Genomic DNA, 17,857 nt, shown 5'->3' with positions numbered 1-17,857 from the left:
GTGAGAGGTATAATTTTCCTAGTTTGACAAATTTATATATTTGGAGGTTATTTATGACTTGGTTCACTAAATGGGCATTGCGGAATAGAGCGGCTCTCGTTTTTTCTGTGATTGCCTCCTTAATTTTTGGGATTTTCAGTTACACGAATATCCCGATGGAACTCATGCCGTCAGCAGACCAGCCGTATGTGACGATTTCGGTGGTAGGTAACGGCATGGACGCAGTTAGTATGGATGAACAGGTCACACAGCCCATTGAGAAGGTATTAACCGGTATCAAAGGGAAACGAAATGTCGTGGCGGAAACGGGCAACAACTTTTCTCAGATGACGGTGACATTTGAATCCGGCACAAATCTGAAAGAAGCCAAGCAGCAGATTCAAGAAAACATCTCGACGGTTAATCTGCCACCTGGAGTTATGAAACCGTATGTTGTGCTACTCAATACATCCCAGATTCCAGTCGTGTACATAGGACTTTCCTTTGATCAGGAAATCGGGAACAAGGAATTGAATCTCGTCGAAAACGAAATCCTTCCGGTGCTAAAAGGCATCAAGGGCGTTGGTAATGTCATGACCTACGGAGGCAAAGACCAACAGGTCATGATTAAGGTAGACCCGGCCAAACTTGCCGCTGCCAAAATCTCTCTCGAAAAACTGTATACCATCCTCCAAGGAAGAAATGCATCGGTCGCTGTTGGAGAACAAACCTTGGAAAACGAGGCGACGAGCATTATCGTGACAGGAAAAATGGAGAGCCTTGAGGATGTGCAAAACCTTCAGTTGAACGCAGCCACTAAGCTGAAAGATGTAGCTGACGTGACAATGGAAAAGGATACGACCAGCATTACGCATATGAATGGGAAGAATTTCATCGAAGTCATTGCACAGAAGGATTCAACCAGTAATGCGGTAACGGTGGGCAAGGGAGTAGCTGATGCTGCCAAGAAGATTAACGAGGATTATAAAGGAACGCTGACCGCCACAGTGTTTATTAATTTAGCGGATACGGTCCTTGATTCGATTAATTCGATGACACGAGAAGTACTGACAGGGGCTTTATTTGCCACATTGATTATCTGGCTGTTCCTGAAAAGCTTCCGCATGACACTCATCACGATTGTCAGCATCCCGCTTTCTCTCTGCATCACGATGATTTTACTGTCTTTCTTTGGTGTAACTCTGAACATCCTGACCCTAGGCGGAATCGCGGTATCGGTCGGGCGGCTCGTGGATGACAGTATTGTGGTAGTCGAGAACATTTACAGAAGAAAACGGGGCAATGAGCTGACACCAGCCTTTATTGTGGAAGCTGTAAAAGAAGTGGCGGCTGCCATTACGTCATCTACTCTTACCACGGTAGCAGTGTTTCTTCCGATGATGCTTGCTTCTGGTAGTTTAAGAGATTTAATTGCGCCATTTGCGATTACGATTACTTGTTCACTGCTTTCTTCCTTGCTGGTTTCTCTGACCGTTGTTCCAGCGCTCAGCGGACGAATGATGAAAAAAGTGAAGGTCAAAGAACACAAAAACGGTTCGTTCTATCCGTCTGTTCTGCGCTGGTCACTCAACCATAAATGGCTGCCGATCCTCATCTCGGTTGTCGTGGTCATTAGCTCGATTGGACTTTTTGCCACCATGCCAAAAGGCTCGGTCGACCAAAAAGACAGCGCCTATATCGTTGCTGCTACGCTATCAAAATGGAACCCAATTTAAGGATATCGAAGACGGATTAACAAGAATGGAAACGATCCTTTCAAAAGCAGACGGGGTCAAAAATCACATCGTCCAAGTCGGAAATAATGCCGATGCGGCACAGTTCGGCGAACTTCAGGATGCGAACCAAGTCCAGTTTATGGTCTTTTTGAAAGAAGGAGCGGATTCTGCTAAAATCGTTCAGGATCTGCGCAAGGAAAAAGATCAATTCCCAGGAGCAGAGTTAACGGCCAGCACCGCTGGACTCATGGGAGAGAAAACAACCAAGGTATCCGTGGATGTCATCGGAAAAAATGAGGATGACATAAAATCAGCAGCGGATAAAATCAAGAAAAAATTCACGAGCATTGATGGCGTTCAAAAGGTGGAAACCAATGATGAAGATAAAAAGCCAACCGTGACCATTACAGTGAACCCAACCCTTTCAAACGCACAAGAAATTGCCCAGTCGCTTCATAGTATGATCGACCCGGCCGTGATTGGAAGCGTGAAAATTGATGGTCGGACCACGATGGTAAAACTCGGGGCGCTTAAAGAAATTAAAACGGCAGATGATTTGAAACAGCTGCAATTGATGACGACGGATGGACCGGTTCAGTTGTCAGAGATTGCTAAAATTGAAGAATCCAATCAGCCGGGCACCCTTTATTCCAAAGACGGGCATCATTATCTTCAGGTAAGCGCTGCTGTCGATCCGAAGAAAATGGTGGATGTGACAGGCGAAATTAAAAAACAATTAGTAGTTTGGGAAAAAGACAACACATTCGGCGATGAAACCAGCGCGGAAATCACCGGTTCTGCCATGCAGTCCTCTGATGATTTACAGGAACTTGCGAAGCTCGCCTTGTTCTCAATCGGTATTGTGTTTATGATTCTGCTAGTAACCTTAAAATCTTTCCGGGCAAGTATTGCTATATTATTAACCCTGCCACTTGCCGCAATTGGATCTCTTTTAGGATTAGTAGTATCAAAATCCAGCATCGACATTTCGTCCGGAATCGGCATGCTGATGCTCGTGGGAATCGTCGTGACCAATGCCATTGTTCTGGTGGACCGAATCCGCCATAACGAAACTAGCATGACCATCAGGGAAGCCATTATGGAAGCAGGAAGCGTTCGCCTCCGTCCAATCTTGATGACAGCGCTCGCCACCGTTTTTGCGATGGTTCCGTTACTATTCACGCACGAATCTGGCATGAGCATGAATCTTGTTTCTAAAGGCCTTGCCGTCGTAGTTATTTTTGGACTGATTGTGTCTACATTACTGACACTGATTGTCATTCCGACGTTCTACGAACTGTTCCATTTCAGGAAAGTAAAAAAGCAGAAACTCAGTAGCAGTGCAGTTTCATCTGATTTGATGTGAGGCACATTTAAAAAAATCCCCAACATAATCGCTGTTGGGGATTTTTTTGAGAGCTATCAGGAGTTCGATAAAAAACAAGATAAGGTTACTACCCCCATAAGACATTCTGGTTCGTTCGTATTCTATTAAGTATTCTATTAATATAATCACACACAAATACGAGGGGAATAACATGAACAAACTAACCAAGGGAGCCCTTTCCATGGTATTAGCGGGATCTGTTACGTTTTCTATCGCCAACGCTTTGTTAGCTGAACAACCTCTTAAAAGATTAGCAAAAGAGATTGCTTTACCGATATCCGCAGACCGGAAAAAAGCGGATGTAGTTAACCAAGTAGAAAAAAAGGTGAAAGATCAAACGCCAACAACGAATGTGAAAAACCATGATATTGCAGCTATCGAAGTATCTTTAAAAAATAACAATATGGCTCAAGCAGCCATTCAAACCGATACGGAAAAATCCAGCAATATAACGACAACAACTCCTGCTAATACGAATGAGACAACAACTCCAACGCATGCGATATCTGTGACAAGCGCAAAAGCACCAACAACAACGAGTAAACCCACGTCGACGAGACCGAATACAACAAGTCCAACCACAAAGCCTGTTGCAATCACAAAGCCTGCAGCTACCACAAAGCCTGCTGCAAGCACAAAGCCTGTTGCAACTACAAAGCCTGTTGCAACCACGAAACCCGTGACAAGCGCAAAAGCACCAAGTACAACGAAGAAAACTAAAACAACAAGTACAGCAACAACAAAAACTAATTCAAAAAGTGCCGCTACAACTAAAACTAACAGTGGACAACAAGTTTCTCAAGCAGCAAAAGAAAGAGCTGCGAACCGTAAGGCTACAAATGAAAACAATGGAAAGAAAATGTAATGATTTCAAAAGGATTACTGAAAGAGTAACAGGTTTCATTTTGAGGTGCAGACGGACTAATACTCATACAAAAACACCTATGAATTCACTCGTTAATTCACACATAAAAAAATCTATCCAATCAGGTGCAATGTAGTTTTTGTCCCTCATTAATTTTATGAAGGACAATTCATCAGGAATATAATTGAGTTTTGTCCTTCATCAGTGGTATGAAGGACAGTTTTTTATATATCTTAATAGGTTTTGTCCTTCATCAGTGGTATGAAGGACAGTTTTTTATATATCTTAATAGTTTTTGTCCTTCATCGGTGGTATGAAGGACAGTTTTTTATATATCTTAATAGTTTTTGTCCTTCATCGGTGGTATGAAGGACAGTTTTTTATATATCTTAATAGTTTTTGTCCTTCATCAGTGGTATGAAGGACAGTTTCTTAAATATCTTAATAGGTTTTGTCCTTCATCGGTGGTATGAAGGACAGTTTCTTAAATATCTTAATAGTTATTGTCCTTCATCAGTGGAATGAAGGACAGTTTTTTATATATCTTATTAGGTGTTGTCCTTCGTCGGTGGTATGAAGGACAGTTTCTTAAATATTTTAATAGGTTTTGTCCTTCATCGGCGGTATGAAGGACAGTTTTATATATATCTTAATAGTTTTTGTCCTTCATCGGTGGTATGAAGGACAGTTTTTTATATCTCTTAATAGTTTTTGTCCTTCATCGGTGGTATGAAGGACAGTTTTTTAAATATTTTAATAGTTAATGTCCTTCATCGGCGAAATGAAGGACAGTTCTTTAAATATCTTAATAGTTTTTGTCCTTCATCAGTGTTATGAAGGACAGTTCAACAGACATCTTAATAGATTTTGTCCTTCATCGAAAGTGCGTCTCTAAATATACGTACTAGTTACCCATTTCACCCCTTTTTTTCTGTATAAAAAAGGGTCTTTCCCAAATGGGAAAGACCGACATTACATATTTTCGTTCACCTTCACAATAGAGGTTTCCTGTGTTACATTCCCTTTGCGTTTTAGTTTACCCCAACCAACGGTTACTCCCTTAATTGCCGAGAAGATGGATTTTACCACCACATAAGTCATCAGTTGTTTATACAAGATTCGTTGTAAAAACAATGAACCAAGTGGTTTTGGACTTTCTTTCTCCAATCGAAACGCATATAGAGAAGTACAGAAATCCAGCAAGTAAAAAAGAATAAATCCAATCGCTGCTTTTTCAGGGTGCGGGTTAAAAAGGGCGATAATGAACAATAGATCTGCAATAGGCGAAATGGTTTGGTAAATATATTGGAAAAGCCACATATTAGGAAGGGCGATATATCCTAATGAGTTATGTTTTTTATTGAATAAAGCATCCCGATGTTTCCATAAGCATTGTAAAGTACCATAAACCCACCGGTAACGCTGTTTTGCCAGACTTTTAATATCTTCTGGCACTTCTGTATAGGCATAAGCCTTTTCTTCAAATTCAATCGTTTTTCCCTGGCGTAAAAGAGTAAGAGTGATATCGGTATCCTCTGCCAGTGTATCTTCTTGAAAATATCCTGCTTCCTCTACCGCTGTCTTTCTCCAGGCTCCGATTGCACCTGGTACAACTGTAATGCAATTGAGTGCTGCAAATGCCCTTCTTTCTAGGTTAAAGCCTGTCACATATTCGATATGCTGCCAGTTTGTCAGGAGGTTCCCCTTATTGCCGACCTTCACATTACCTGAAACCGCAGCAACATTTTCATTTTTAAAATGGTTAACAAGCAATGAAATCGCATTTTCAGCGATGAGGGTATCAGCATCAAGTGCCACGACGATTTCCCCGTTTGCTTCTTTAAAACCAAGATTCACCGCGGAAGACTTTCCTCCATTGGGTTTTTTGATTAATCTGACGAGTGGATGGTTTGCATAAGTTTCTTGAACGACTACAGCCGTATCATCCTTTGAACCGTCGTCAATAATCAGTATTTCAAAAGCTGGGTAATCGCTCGATAAAATAGAATCGACTGTTTTGCAAATGACTTTTTCCTCATTATAGGCAGCAATCACGACACTGACAAAAGGTGTAAAGGAAGGATCAATCTCGGTTTCTTTATACCTTTTTACCTGCTTTCTCGATAGGAAAACGAAGACAGCCAGGCGCAAAATTCCGATCACGATCGCTGAGTAGAACAGAAAGCTTAATCCTAAGTGCCAGCCTTGGATGACCTTGAATACCGCTTTGTCATAGACCAAATAAGGGTTGTCCTGACTAGCAGAAGGCATAATTTGGCTTTCACTTTTTCCAATCAGATTACCAATGGTGGTAAATGTGTAACCGCGCTGTTTGAGTTCTTTAATGATAATGGGTAGGGCTTTAACCGTGTTAGAGCGGTCACCGCCAGCATCGTGCATCAAAATTACATTTCCTTCTTGCACCTGATTCAATACCCGCTTCACAATTTCATTACTAGAAAGTCCTTGCCAATCATCCGTGTCAATTAATTCACCGACCGTCGTATAGCCCATATCTTGTGCTCTCACTATAGGCTCCAGTTCGCTCCTTGTGCTTGGTTCCGCATCAGCTACATATGGCGGGCGGAACAGGGTCATCGAATGTCCCGTAATCTCTTGGTATAAACGCTGATTCGCATTTAGCTCCATTCTTGTTTGCAAAGGTGTGATGGTTGCTATATTAGGATGGGTAAAGGTATGGTTGCCAATTTCATGGCCTTGTTTATACATCTTTTTAACCAGTCCTGGATGCTGCATCGCGTTCTCTCCAAGGATAAAAAAGGTCCCTTTTACATGATTCTTGTCCAAAATGTCCAATATTTGTGGTGTATAGGTTGGATCCGGACCGTCATCAAAGGAAAGGACGATTTCCTTCGCTTTAGGTTTGCCATACCGTACGATCTCAAAAGGCTTTGGTAATTTCAGATAGGTTTCGGTTTGGATCATACCGAGTGAATCCAATTGAATCGTTCTCTTGCCTTCTTCTAATTGAGAGGCAACTCTTAAAATCTCCCCTGCACCTGTATAGTGAACAGGCTTCGGGCTGACCAAGGTTTTAAGGGCATTGGAAGGATCCAGCATTTCCTTTGATTTATTCAAGTAATTCCAGATAGAAGGATCTTCAGAACCAAGCCGCCAAACCGCTATACCTTTTGATCCGTGATCCATCGCTATCTTCATTTGATTATAAAATGTAGCCGCATCTAAAAACCAAACCGTATGGTTTTTTCCGTTTCTTTTGTACCGTAAATAAGGATTGCCTATTTGCTTACTCCAATGAATTTGGAGGTTGGTTCCCATCCCCATATCCATGATATCCCCAAATGTCATCGCATCTGCGGGCTGATTGGAGTTTTCTTCCCAGTCGTAACCAAAGCTTCCTAAACTCACAATCAATTTTTCAGAAGGAATATTGAGTTGGTTTAGGCTATCCCTTACCCAAGCAGATGGAGCGATTGGTCCAGGTTTACCCATGGAGTGGTGCTGGTCATATAGCATGACAAACATCCGATCAACGTTAGTTGCTAAAGCAGGATAGTTAAAACTATTATTCTTCGGCGGAACATCCAGTGTAACCATGAGACCATGTGGATGAAATGCTTCATAAACTTTATCCATAAAATCAGTGAAATGGTCTTTGTCATTTTGATGGATTTCTTCAAAGTCTATATTGATTCCGTCAAAGTCATTTGTTCTCACGTATTCCAGCATATTTTTAATAAAAAGATCTTCAGCGCCCGGAGTAGTAAATAACCGGTGAAGAGCTTCGCCATCCCATTTATTATTCATAAAATTATTCACTAATGGAAGAATCTTTATATTATGTGCTTTGGCCTTTGCCCTAATAGAGCCGTCCGTGCTGGTTTTAAGGGTAAGGCTAGGAGTAAGCTGCAGCCACTCCGGTACTAATGTTGTAATAGAATCGATATTCTTTTTAAAAGAAGTATGGCTGTTTTTGTCCCAATTGACGTAAAAACCATAAACTTCTTGTTTTTTGTTCAATTGCCCGATATTTTTTTGAATAAGAGGGGAAGGATTCGTTTTTTGCACCTGTGTGGCGAGTTGTTCTTCGCTGAAGGTTTTATTAATCGGCTCGATTCCGCTCTTTGCTTCGCTATTTTTCAATTGTAGCTCAGGAAATTCTGGGTTCGTATTAAGGCTTTCAATAAAAATAGTTGATACTAAAATAATGAATACAGTAAAGCCTACACTCATTCGTTTTATAATGGACCAGCGTCTTTTGGCGGGATCAAGAAAAACATGTTCTTGATTTCCTTCCCTCTTTTTCAGCCCTAAATTGTAAAACCAGTGGAAGAAAAAATAGCAGACAAGACCAATTAATCCTCCTAGGGCCGCTGATGCCGTGGTTTGTGAAAAGTGTATTTTAGATTTTAGGGTCGAAATGAACCAGAAATCTTCGAAACGACTTAAATCTAGGACGGGTAAATGATTCATCTTTGGAATAAAAATCGGAATCAAGGTTCCAAGGAATAAGGCGATGATATTTAGCCGCAACAAAAGTGAAAGAACAAGTAACAATGGAATTCTTACACTATCTAACGGTAAAAATCCCAGGAAAAACCCAAGTGTACTTGCCACTGCGCCTGAACTTCCAGTGACTGGGGAAAACAATGATCTAACAATCCATCTAAAAACTCGATTCACTCAGACTCCTCCTATAGGGTAGTGTCGTTCTATTTTAATAGATTCATATTATCTTTAAAAAATGGACTGAAACGTTGAACGGAAGCGATGCTAAATGTTACTCATATGGCGAATAGATTATTCGACAAAAATTGACTACCACCTAAAAACTTAGATAATCAATTAAAGATTTTGGGGGTAGGGGGGAAAACTCCTTTAAATATTAAATGGAAATGGAGGATATTTTTTGTACTAATGCGAATGAATTGATGGCTATTTTTTCCAAAATAACTAGAATCAGGCCAATGAATCTAGTATTATAGTAACGAGGGGATGATAAAATGAAGAGTGTAAAGATGTCGTTTTTTTTATTAGTACTATTAATCTTGGCAATACCTTTAAATGCACATGGACAGGAAATGAAACAAGTTGAAAAAAGTCTGAGCAGTAAATTAAGTACTAATATTCTTCCAGAGAACTTACCTAAAAAATCGCTATCTATTAAACAAACAAACAGCCCGGCGGATTATCCTTTAAAAACAAACGGTTCTTATGTAGATACTTTGTGGGATAGTTATGATACATCCCATGATATTTACTTTGCATCCGTGTCAAATTATTCGTCCACAGATATGAATGTTCAGATCTTGGATTATACAGATTATGCCTATTTAAAGGACTCTATTTATACGGTTGAGTTTCTAAAAGATAATACAGGCACATTAGAATTTATCGATTACACAGAATTTGATACGATCGGTTCTACTTCATCTAGCTTAAGCTCTTATGTCCCGAAATCAATTTATCAAAACGAGCCCTATATCTATTTAAGATTTGGAATCTCGGAATATAGTGACGATGAATATTACTCGGATGTTACCCAGTTTAAAGTGAAAAATCCTTTCTACATTGCTCCTGATAAAACTCCTCCATCAAAGCCAACAGTCAATACTGTTAGCGATATGAACACTACTGTAAAAGGGAAAGCAGAAGCCTATTCAACTGTAAGTGTGAACAGAGGCAGCACGACCATTGGAAGAAGAACCGCATTGTCAAATGGAACTTACAGTGTAACGATTCCCAAACAAAAAGCAGGGACAAAATTAACTGTTTACGCCAGAGATAAAGCTGGAAATCTGAGCAGTGGCGCAACCGTCACGGTGATTGATAAAACCGCTCCTGGCAAACCCACCGTATATTCTATTGGTAACAATCAGAATATTATCAGAGGAAAAGCAGAGGTTGGATCTAAAGTAGTCATGAAACAAGGGAAAACCGTCTTAGGCCAAACCACTGCATCTAGTACAGGATACTTCACGATTAAATTTACATCCATCAAGAAAGCTGGAACGATCTTAACTACATATGCAACTGATCGTGCTGGTAACCGGAGCCAAAGTACCATTGTCACAGTTGTCGATAAAATACCTCCATCTGCAGCAATCGTTAATAAGATAACAAATACCTCTACTACGGTGACCGGAAAAGCAGAAAAAGGGACTACCGTTTATATATTTAACGGTTCCACTTTGGTGGGCATGGCTGCCACCAATAGTAGCGGCGTGTATAAAGCAACCATTAAACCGCAAAAAAAGGGTTCGACATTAGAAGTTATTCTAATGGATAAGGCTCGTAATCAAAGTAAGTCCACTTTTTCAAAAGTACAGTAATATGATAAAAATAGAGATTACTAAAATTCCCCAATGAGCTGACTAATGATTGGAGACTATGATATGAACCATTTTAAAAGGACAATTTGTTCGCTTGTATCTATTATGCTACTTGGCTTACCTGTGATCGCCTATGGTCAAGAACCAGGTGCCGCACGAAATTCGACTCTTCAAGGGAATTACGTCATCATTGATAACGAATCAACGAGTGGCGAAGGATCTGCGTATACAGGAACATTTAATGTGAAAAATCAAAACTATACAATTAATAATGAATTAAAGCAAGATGCTTACCAAATCGATGTTAACAAACCATTTAATCCTTCAAAAAACAGCAGCAAACTTGTGAAGAAATACTTTTCTGCTCAGTCTGTTCCAGTAGTTGGTGATAGTAAACCGTTCTGGGTGACAGACTTTACCACAAATCTTGATACGCAAATCACGGCAAAATTATTGTACAGCGGGGCAAAGGCCAATGTCTGGGTCTATAATAATCAAATAACGAGCCTTGATGCACAAAAGTTAGGAAAAGAGTTTGATAGTAAAATTCATCCGCTTGTAACGAATAACTTTGGTGAAGCATCTGATGTAGATGTAAATGGGAAGGTTAATATCCTCTGCTATGATATCCAAGATGATTTTGATGTAAGTGGTGTATATGTTGGCGGCTATTTTTGGGCTGGTGATCTGTACTCTGTAAATCACTCTAATCAATCCGAAATTTTCTATATGGATACCTATCCATCAATGGGAACAGAAGCCACAAAGGATGTTACTGAAGTATATAGTACGTTAGCGCATGAATTTCAACACATGGTGAACTTTAACCGAAATGTCTTAATTGAAGGTAATACGGATTCTATGGATACATGGTTGGATGAAGCGATGGCAATGGCAGCTGAGCAAATTTATACAGGGCAGGCATTAACGGATCGAATCGATTATTATAATTATTCGAACTCAATCACCAATGGCCATTCTTTATTATATTGGGATGAAAACGGCGATACCTTATCCAATTATGCCCTTTCCTATTTATTCGCTCAATATTTGAAAATCCAAGCGAACCAAGGGGATAGCATTTTTAAAGAGCTCTTAAATAATACACACAATGATTATCGTGCTGTCGAAGAGGTGGTACATAAATATATAAATCCGTCTCTTTCGTTTGGGAACTTTATGACTTCTTTCCGAACAGCTCTTTTATTAAAACAGGCAACGGGATTGTATGGTTTTAATGGGGAACCAGCTTTTGAAGCTATTAAGCCAAAACTATACAACGGTTTAGGAAGGCAGCTGCGTGGCGGTGGGGCGATAGTGAAGCAATTGGATTCGCCAACAGGCTATACAGTACCAACTGATAAAGGCGCCAATATTACTTATACTTTTTTACCGGAAGATCTAGATGGTGACTATACGCCGCCAGTCATTCAGTCTATTAACCCTGTTAGTGATAATGATACAACCGTAACGGGGATGACAGAGGCTGATGCGACGGTTTATGTCATGAAAGGAACTACGCTGCTAGGCAGTGCCGTTGCAGATAGTACAGGAAATTTTACTGTCAATATTGCTAAACAAAAGGGCGGAAGCATTCTTCAATTATATGCTGAGGATTTAGCTGGAAATAGGAGTAAAACCCTTTCGGTAGCAGTAAAGGATACGATCGCTCCTACAAACCCGATTGTTAACCTGGTGGGAGACAATCAATCAGTCGTTACAGGGAAAGCAGAGGCTGGAACGAAAGCGGTGGTGAAACTTGGTTCAACCATCATTGGTCAAGCAACGGTAAGTACTACTGGTTCTTTTTCTGTAAAAATTGCACCGAAAAAAGCTGGAACCCGCTTAACCGTTTTTGTACAGGATGGCGGCGGGAATAAAAGTGGGGAAGTTTCGGTCATCGTATCTGATAAAACCGCGCCGGTTAAGCCATCTGTTTATTCTGTAGGTGATAATCAAACGATTATTCTTGGGAAGACGGAAGCGGGTGCAAAAGTAATTATTAAGGCAGGGAGTTCGGTTCTAGGTCAGGGTTATGCGAATAGCATGGGCTCCTTCCTAATAAAGATCCGAGCAGCCCAAAAGGCAGGTACACGATTAACATTTTATGCCAGTGACAAAGTTGGCAACCAAATTCAAACCACTGTTACGGTTGTTGATAAAACCGCTCCTGCTGTCCCAGTTGTTAACAAAGTAACACATTCTTCAAAATCAGTGACAGGAAGAGCTGAGGCAGGGTCCACTGTCTATATTTATAATGGTGTTACATTGATTGGTAAAACTGTTACAAACAAGTATGGAAAATTCAAGGCAAAGATTAAGACACAGAAAAAGGGGAAATCCTTAGAGGTTTCTGTAATGGATAAGGCAGGGAATCAGAGTAAGGTAAAAGTGGTGAAGGTGTACTAATAACGGTACAATTTTTAAAGAGAGTTAATGGGAACAGATCGATATGGCAGGGGGAGAAGTGTTCGCGCACTTCTCCTTTTTTTATGACTAGAGGCCTGTCTGAAGAGGGGTCGCGTTCGGACAGGATGATGTGGAAAAAGCGAGAAGCTGTCTGAAGTGGGGTCGCGTTCGGACAGGATGATGTGGAAAAGGGGAGAAGCTGTCTGAAGAGGGGGCGCATTCGGACAGGATGATGTGGAAAAGGGGAGAAGCTGTCTGAAGAGGGGGCGCGTTCGGACAGGATGATGTGGAAAAAGCGAGAAGCTGTCTGAAGAGGGGTCACGTTCGGACAGGATGATGTGGAGAAAGCGAGAAGCTGTCTGAAGTGGGGTCACATTCGGACAGGATGATGTGGAAAAAGCGAGAAGCTGTCTGAAGTGGGGTCGCATTCGGACAGGATGATGTGGAGAAAGCGAGAAGCTGTCTGAAGGGGGCGCATTCGGACAGGATGATGTGGAGAAAGCGAGAAGCTGTCTGAAGTGGGGTCTCATTCGGACAGGATGATGTGGAAAAAGCGAGAAGCTGTCTGAAGAGGGGGCGCTTCGGACAGGATGATGTGGAAAAGGGGAGAAGCTGTCTGAAGAGGGGGCACATTCGTACACATATTTTCCGAAACTTACGACACATGCTGGGTTTTATTTGGAAATTCATTTCCATATTTCAAGTTGTGCAGGTATACTTTTTACAATAAATGTAAAATTTATATTTATTCATACCTGAGGGAGACTACTACATGGTTGGGATTATTGTATCTGTCATCATTATTAACGTTATTTTATTAAAGGTAAGAAAACGACTGTCGAAGAGTGAAATGCTGCAGGTTTGGTTGTTTTCGAGTATGTTTCAATTGTTATTTGATGTGTTTGTCAGTTTGAAATATCAGGGGTACTGGTACTTTAACAAGGGTGTTGATTGGGAGTCGCTGCCGGTGTATTTATGTTTAGTCCCGCCTGTTAATATCATTTTTTTAAATGTGTACCCTTTAAAAAGTTCATTTACGAAACAATTTTTATTTTTTTTAGCTTGGAACGTTATAATCGTGATTTATGAGGTTTTGACGTTGTTACCAGAGCCTTGGGGATATTTCCATTACGGTTGGTGGAGGCTGTATCATTCGGTCATGATTAATCCTTTTCTCCTCTTAATCTTATTGGGATACTACAAGTTGATTTGTAGATTAGAACAGGAGGCGCTTTCGAAGCAAGTATAGCTGCACGAGCCCAATGAGTCTTTATTCCTGTACCCTATAGTTCGTTCGGTTTATTTTTACAGTCGAGGTGTAAATTGATTGACATCATTATCCAGCGAGTGTAGAGTGAAAATTAAATTTATAGGAAGACCACTAGGGGAGCCATTTGAGGCTGAGACAAGATGTATCTTGGACCCTTTGAACCTGATCTAGTTCATACTAGCGTAGGAAAGTGGAGTCTGTGTATGGATAGATACTATTATTCTGCCGCTCCATTTTTGGGGCGGTTTTTTCGTGTTTGAAAATTCAGTCTCTCCTTTTAGTGTCTTCCCATAAAACCAATAAGGGGGAGAAAGATATGAGTTTTTCAGCAGAACTAAGAAAAGAAGCAGATCCGATTTTTGAGGCAATTTTTGAGCATCCGTTTGTTCGAGGTATCGCGAATGGGGAGCTAAAAAAGGAACAATTGATTCATTATGTTAAACAGGACTTTGAATATTTGAATTCCTTTACTCGTATCTATGGCATCGCAGTTTCTAAGTGTGAGAATCGCGAAGAAATGGCGATGTTTAATAAGCAGATTTCTTTTATTTTAAACAGTGAAACCCATCCTCATCATAATTTTTGTGAAGTAGCTGGTGTTCCCTTTGAGGAATTACAGGGATATCCGTTATCACCCTCTGCCCTTCATTACACGCGTCATATGCTTACCGTTGCGCATGAAGGAACATTGGGAGAAATTATCGCGGTGTTATTACCGTGTCCGTGGACGTATTGGGAAATTGGGAAAAGGTTATTAACGGAAGTGAATCCCGATCCGTCTCATCCCTTTTATGAGTGGATTCATTTTTATGGAAATCGGGCCGATTCGATTACCCCGAAATTTTGCGCCTGGATTGATGAATGGGCCAAGACCGCACCAGAGCGGGAAAAGGAAAAGATGAAGGAGCATTTCATCATCAGTTGTCAGCTTGAATATATGTTTTGGGATATGGCTTATAAACTCGAAGAATGGCCTGTGAAAATGGAGGCAGTGCGATGATGACATGGAAGATGAAAGAAGTCGTCCTTGCTGTGATTTTATCGGTGGCATGCGGGGTAATCTATTTAGGCTGGTCAACGCTGTGGATTCCGATTTCGGCTCTAGTCGGGCCAGTAGGTGCAGGTTTTATGTTTGGCATTTGGGTGATTGCTAGTCCGATTGTCGCGTATATTATTCGAAAACCGGGAGCGGCGTTTATTGCAGAGGTTGCCGCGGCCGCAGTGGAGTTATTAACCGGAAGTCATTTTGGTCTGTCGGCTCTTTTAATAGGTGTTTTTCAAGGGATTGGTGCAGAAATCGCCTTCGCCCTATTCGGATATAAACGCTACAACCTATTTACCTTAATGCTATCAGGGGCTTTTGCAGCGATTGGAAGCATGCTGTATAACTTAATCGCCAACGGATTCGGTTATTACACGTTGAAAGTATTTTTTGTAACATTGGGAATTCATGTCATCAGCGGAATAATTCTTGGCGGTTGGTTAGCGAAAGTGGTTGTGGATTCATTGGCGAAAACGGGAGTGTTGGAACAATATGAACTGATGAAAGAAAAAAGGAAAAGGGACAACATCAATGTTTCTGGGATGTAAGGATCTGTCGGTTCGTTTTTATAATCGTTCTCAAAAAAGCCTCGATCATATTACTCTGTCCATCCATAAAGGGGAGAAAGTAATGATACTTGGGCCAAGTGGCAGTGGGAAATCTACGTTGATTTCCGCGCTTGCCGGGATTATCCCTGAGCATGTGGAGGCAGAGGTAAGTGGTGAAGTATACCGGAGGAAGGATGCCGGGGTTGTGTTTCAAGATCCTGATTCTCAATTTTGCATGCTTCATGTCGATGAGGAAATTGCATTTAGTCTTGAAAATCGCTCGATTCCGCGACATGAGATGGACCCTATGATTGCGGACCTGATGGATAAAGTTGGGCTAAATGTTGATAAAAAAACCCCGATTGAAACGCTGTCAGGTGGAATGAAACAACGATTGGCGTTAGCGTGTTTACTGGCATTAGAAACAGAAGTGCTATTCTTTGATGAACCAACAGCCCAACTCGACCCTGCTGGCAGGGAGGAGATCTTTGGTTTATTGAATCATTTAGCCAAAACGACGAATCAGACGATGGTAGTGGTCGAACATGTACTAGACGGCTGCATCGAATGGATGGATCGAGTCATTCTCCTTAATAAGCATGGATGTATTATTGGGGATGGGGGACCGAAAGAGATCCTTCAGAAATTTACGAATGAAATGAAAGCAGCGGGGATTTGGCGTCCTAAGATATTTCCGGAAACGTGGACGGAGGTGGTGCGCAATCCTTCGCACCCGCTTGCTAATAAACTATCTAATAGGATTAAAACAAAACCGCTCAATGAAGGGGAAATAATACTCCGCACTGAACAGGTTGACATTGGCTATGGGAAAAAAACGGTCGCTCGCGAGATTTCTATAAACATCCATCAGGGTCAATGGATTTCCATCGTCGGGGAAAATGGAAGCGGAAAAAGTACCTTTTTAAAAAGTCTAATCCGATTGGTGCCGTATAAAAAAGGGGAAATTTACTTTCATGATGAGGAATTAAAGAAATGGCCAGACCGGAAATTATATGAAAAAGCAGGCTTTGTTTTTCAAAATCCAGAGCATCAATTCATTACCGATACGGTATTTGAGGAAGTTGCCTTTGGCGGCCGGCAGCGTAATTGGCCTGAAGAGCTGATTCATACCAAAACCATGCAATTTTTAGAGGAGTTTGGATTGGAATCGTATCAAGATGCGCACCCGTATACACTAAGTTTAGGACAAAAACGAAGGTTAAGTGTTGCGACGATGTTGTTGTTTGATCAAGCATTACTATTGCTGGATGAACCCACATTTGGTCAAGATGAAAAAACAGCAAATGAACTGATTCAGCGCTTAAAGGAGAGGCAGGCACAGGGAACCACGATTGTCATGGTAACCCACGATATGGATTTAGTCGATCGTTTCTCGGATCACGTCCTTCTCTTCAACAAGGGAAGAGTGACCTATCAGGGGAGCCCGTACGGATTATTTTCTGATCCCAATCTGTGCCGTGAAAGTGCGTTAATTCCGCCGCTCCATTTTCAGTTGCTGCATGAACGTATGGAGGGGGTTTTGGTATGAAGGCTAACGATTCCTTCCTGGCTACCCTCAATCCTGCGTGTAAGCTGCTGTCTCACTTGATCGTGATGATTCTTTTAATGACGATTTCCAATCCAAAGGGGACTTTTTGGATCTGGTTCCTGGCTGTTTTAATTGGAACTTTTATAGGAGGATGGAGGATTTCCTACCTTTTAAAAAGGCTTCTGCCGTATGTAGGTTTTTTTATTCTGATATTTTGGATGATGGCCGCTTTTGGAGAGGGAGAAGAGACGGTTTGGAAATGGGCCTGGTTCCATATTACGGTGGAGAGCATGAATCATGGCTTAACGATCGCATTACGAATGTTGGCGTTTGTCACGTATGGATTGTTATTCACATCCACCACCGACATCACTTTGTTTATCATGAGTTTAATTCATCAATGTAAACTTTCACCAAAATGGGCGTACGGGCTATTAGCGGGGTTCCGCTTTATCCCACTCTTCCAATCGGAACTCACTCAAATGAAGATAGCTCATAAAGTCAGAGGTTACAAGCAAAAAAATGGGTGGAAAGCGTTTATGAGGTACTCTTTACCCCTGTTTACGCAAGGAATCAGAAAATCAGAACGAATTGCGATCGCCATGGAAGCGCGTGGATTTACGGGTACAAGGGAGAGAACTTATTATCAAACACCTCAAATAGCAGCGAGAGACTGGGGCTATTTCTTTTCTTTGTTGATGGTGGTAGTGGGGATTATTATTTTTGTTGAATAAATATGGGGAGAAGTGTTTTAGGCA

9 protein-coding genes, 1 pseudogene and 1 riboswitch are annotated in these 17,857 nt (G+C 41.2%); of the genes and pseudogenes, 9 read left to right on the top strand and 1 reads right to left on the bottom strand.

The window, feature by feature from the left end:
• The first annotated feature begins 53 nt into the window (after positions 1-53).
• Positions 54-3,081: pseudogene (locus KW850_RS34205) on the top strand (efflux RND transporter permease subunit).
• 172 nt (positions 3,082-3,253) lie between these two features.
• Positions 3,254-3,967 (top strand): hypothetical protein, encoded by a 714-nt coding sequence (locus KW850_RS03795; protein ID WP_218346235.1) that lies wholly within the window; start codon positions 3,254-3,256, stop codon positions 3,965-3,967.
• Positions 3,968-4,939: 972 nt separating this feature from the next.
• Here KW850_RS03795 and KW850_RS03790 read toward each other — a convergent pair.
• A complete protein-coding gene (locus tag KW850_RS03790; RefSeq protein WP_308128744.1) occupies positions 4,940-8,632 on the bottom strand; it encodes a trifunctional glycoside hydrolase family 18/polysaccharide deacetylase/glycosyltransferase family 2 protein in 3,693 nt (1,230 codons plus the stop codon).
• A 320-nt stretch (positions 8,633-8,952) separates the two neighbouring features.
• On the opposite strand from KW850_RS03790, the gene KW850_RS03785 reads away from it, so the two are divergent.
• The 7 genes from KW850_RS03785 (at position 8,953) to KW850_RS03755 (ending at position 17,833) form a co-directional block, all read left to right on the top strand.
• Positions 8,953-10,281, top strand: a complete 1,329-nt coding sequence (locus KW850_RS03785) for an Ig-like domain-containing protein (protein WP_218346234.1) — start codon at positions 8,953-8,955, stop codon at positions 10,279-10,281.
• Between the two features lie 63 nt (positions 10,282-10,344).
• Entirely contained in the window at positions 10,345-12,690 is a 2,346-nt protein-coding gene (locus KW850_RS03780; protein ID WP_218346233.1) for an Ig-like domain-containing protein, read from the top strand.
• 772 nt (positions 12,691-13,462) lie between these two features.
• Positions 13,463-13,939 carry a hypothetical protein gene (locus KW850_RS03775; RefSeq protein WP_218346232.1) on the top strand — a complete coding sequence of 159 codons (477 nt, stop codon included), beginning with the start codon at positions 13,463-13,465 and terminating at the stop codon, positions 13,937-13,939.
• A 124-nt stretch (positions 13,940-14,063) separates the two neighbouring features.
• A riboswitch (TPP riboswitch) is annotated at positions 14,064-14,166 on the top strand.
• A 110-nt stretch (positions 14,167-14,276) separates the two neighbouring features.
• On the top strand, positions 14,277-14,960 hold the full coding sequence (gene tenA, locus KW850_RS03770) for a thiaminase II (RefSeq protein ID WP_218346231.1): 684 nt from the start codon (positions 14,277-14,279) through the stop codon (positions 14,958-14,960).
• Complete coding sequence (locus tag KW850_RS03765; RefSeq protein ID WP_218346288.1) at positions 14,960-15,550, top strand: ECF transporter S component; 591 nt, start codon at positions 14,960-14,962, stop codon at positions 15,548-15,550. The genes tenA and KW850_RS03765 overlap by 1 nt, the downstream gene beginning before the upstream one ends.
• Positions 15,534-17,099, top strand: a complete 1,566-nt coding sequence (locus KW850_RS03760; RefSeq protein WP_218346230.1) for an ABC transporter ATP-binding protein — start codon at positions 15,534-15,536, stop codon at positions 17,097-17,099. Before KW850_RS03765 ends, KW850_RS03760 begins: the two co-directional genes overlap by 17 nt.
• Positions 17,096-17,833 (top strand): energy-coupling factor transporter transmembrane component T family protein, encoded by a 738-nt coding sequence (locus KW850_RS03755; protein ID WP_218346229.1) that lies wholly within the window; start codon positions 17,096-17,098, stop codon positions 17,831-17,833. Before KW850_RS03760 ends, KW850_RS03755 begins: the two co-directional genes overlap by 4 nt.
• Positions 17,834-17,857: the final 24 nt, after the last annotated feature.

The organism is Bacillus sp. sid0103 (genome assembly GCF_019219025.1).
The sequence above is the reverse complement of the archived record's forward strand: the minus strand, read 5'-3'. Positions and strand labels throughout refer to the sequence as shown.

What these genes read in the sequence shown, in the direction of transcription:
- KW850_RS03795 (WP_218346235.1), top strand. Translation starts at nt 3,254, where the DNA reads ATGAACAAACTAACCAAGGGAGCCCTTTCCATGGTATTAGCGGGATCT.
- KW850_RS03785 (WP_218346234.1), top strand. Translation starts at nt 8,953, where the DNA reads ATGAAGAGTGTAAAGATGTCGTTTTTTTTATTAGTACTATTAATCTTG.
- KW850_RS03780 (WP_218346233.1), top strand. Translation starts at nt 10,345, where the DNA reads ATGAACCATTTTAAAAGGACAATTTGTTCGCTTGTATCTATTATGCTA.
- KW850_RS03775 (WP_218346232.1), top strand. Translation starts at nt 13,463, where the DNA reads ATGGTTGGGATTATTGTATCTGTCATCATTATTAACGTTATTTTATTA.
- tenA (WP_218346231.1), top strand. Translation starts at nt 14,277, where the DNA reads ATGAGTTTTTCAGCAGAACTAAGAAAAGAAGCAGATCCGATTTTTGAG.
- KW850_RS03765 (WP_218346288.1), top strand. Translation starts at nt 14,960, where the DNA reads ATGACATGGAAGATGAAAGAAGTCGTCCTTGCTGTGATTTTATCGGTG.
- KW850_RS03760 (WP_218346230.1), top strand. Translation starts at nt 15,534, where the DNA reads ATGTTTCTGGGATGTAAGGATCTGTCGGTTCGTTTTTATAATCGTTCT.
- KW850_RS03755 (WP_218346229.1), top strand. Translation starts at nt 17,096, where the DNA reads ATGAAGGCTAACGATTCCTTCCTGGCTACCCTCAATCCTGCGTGTAAG.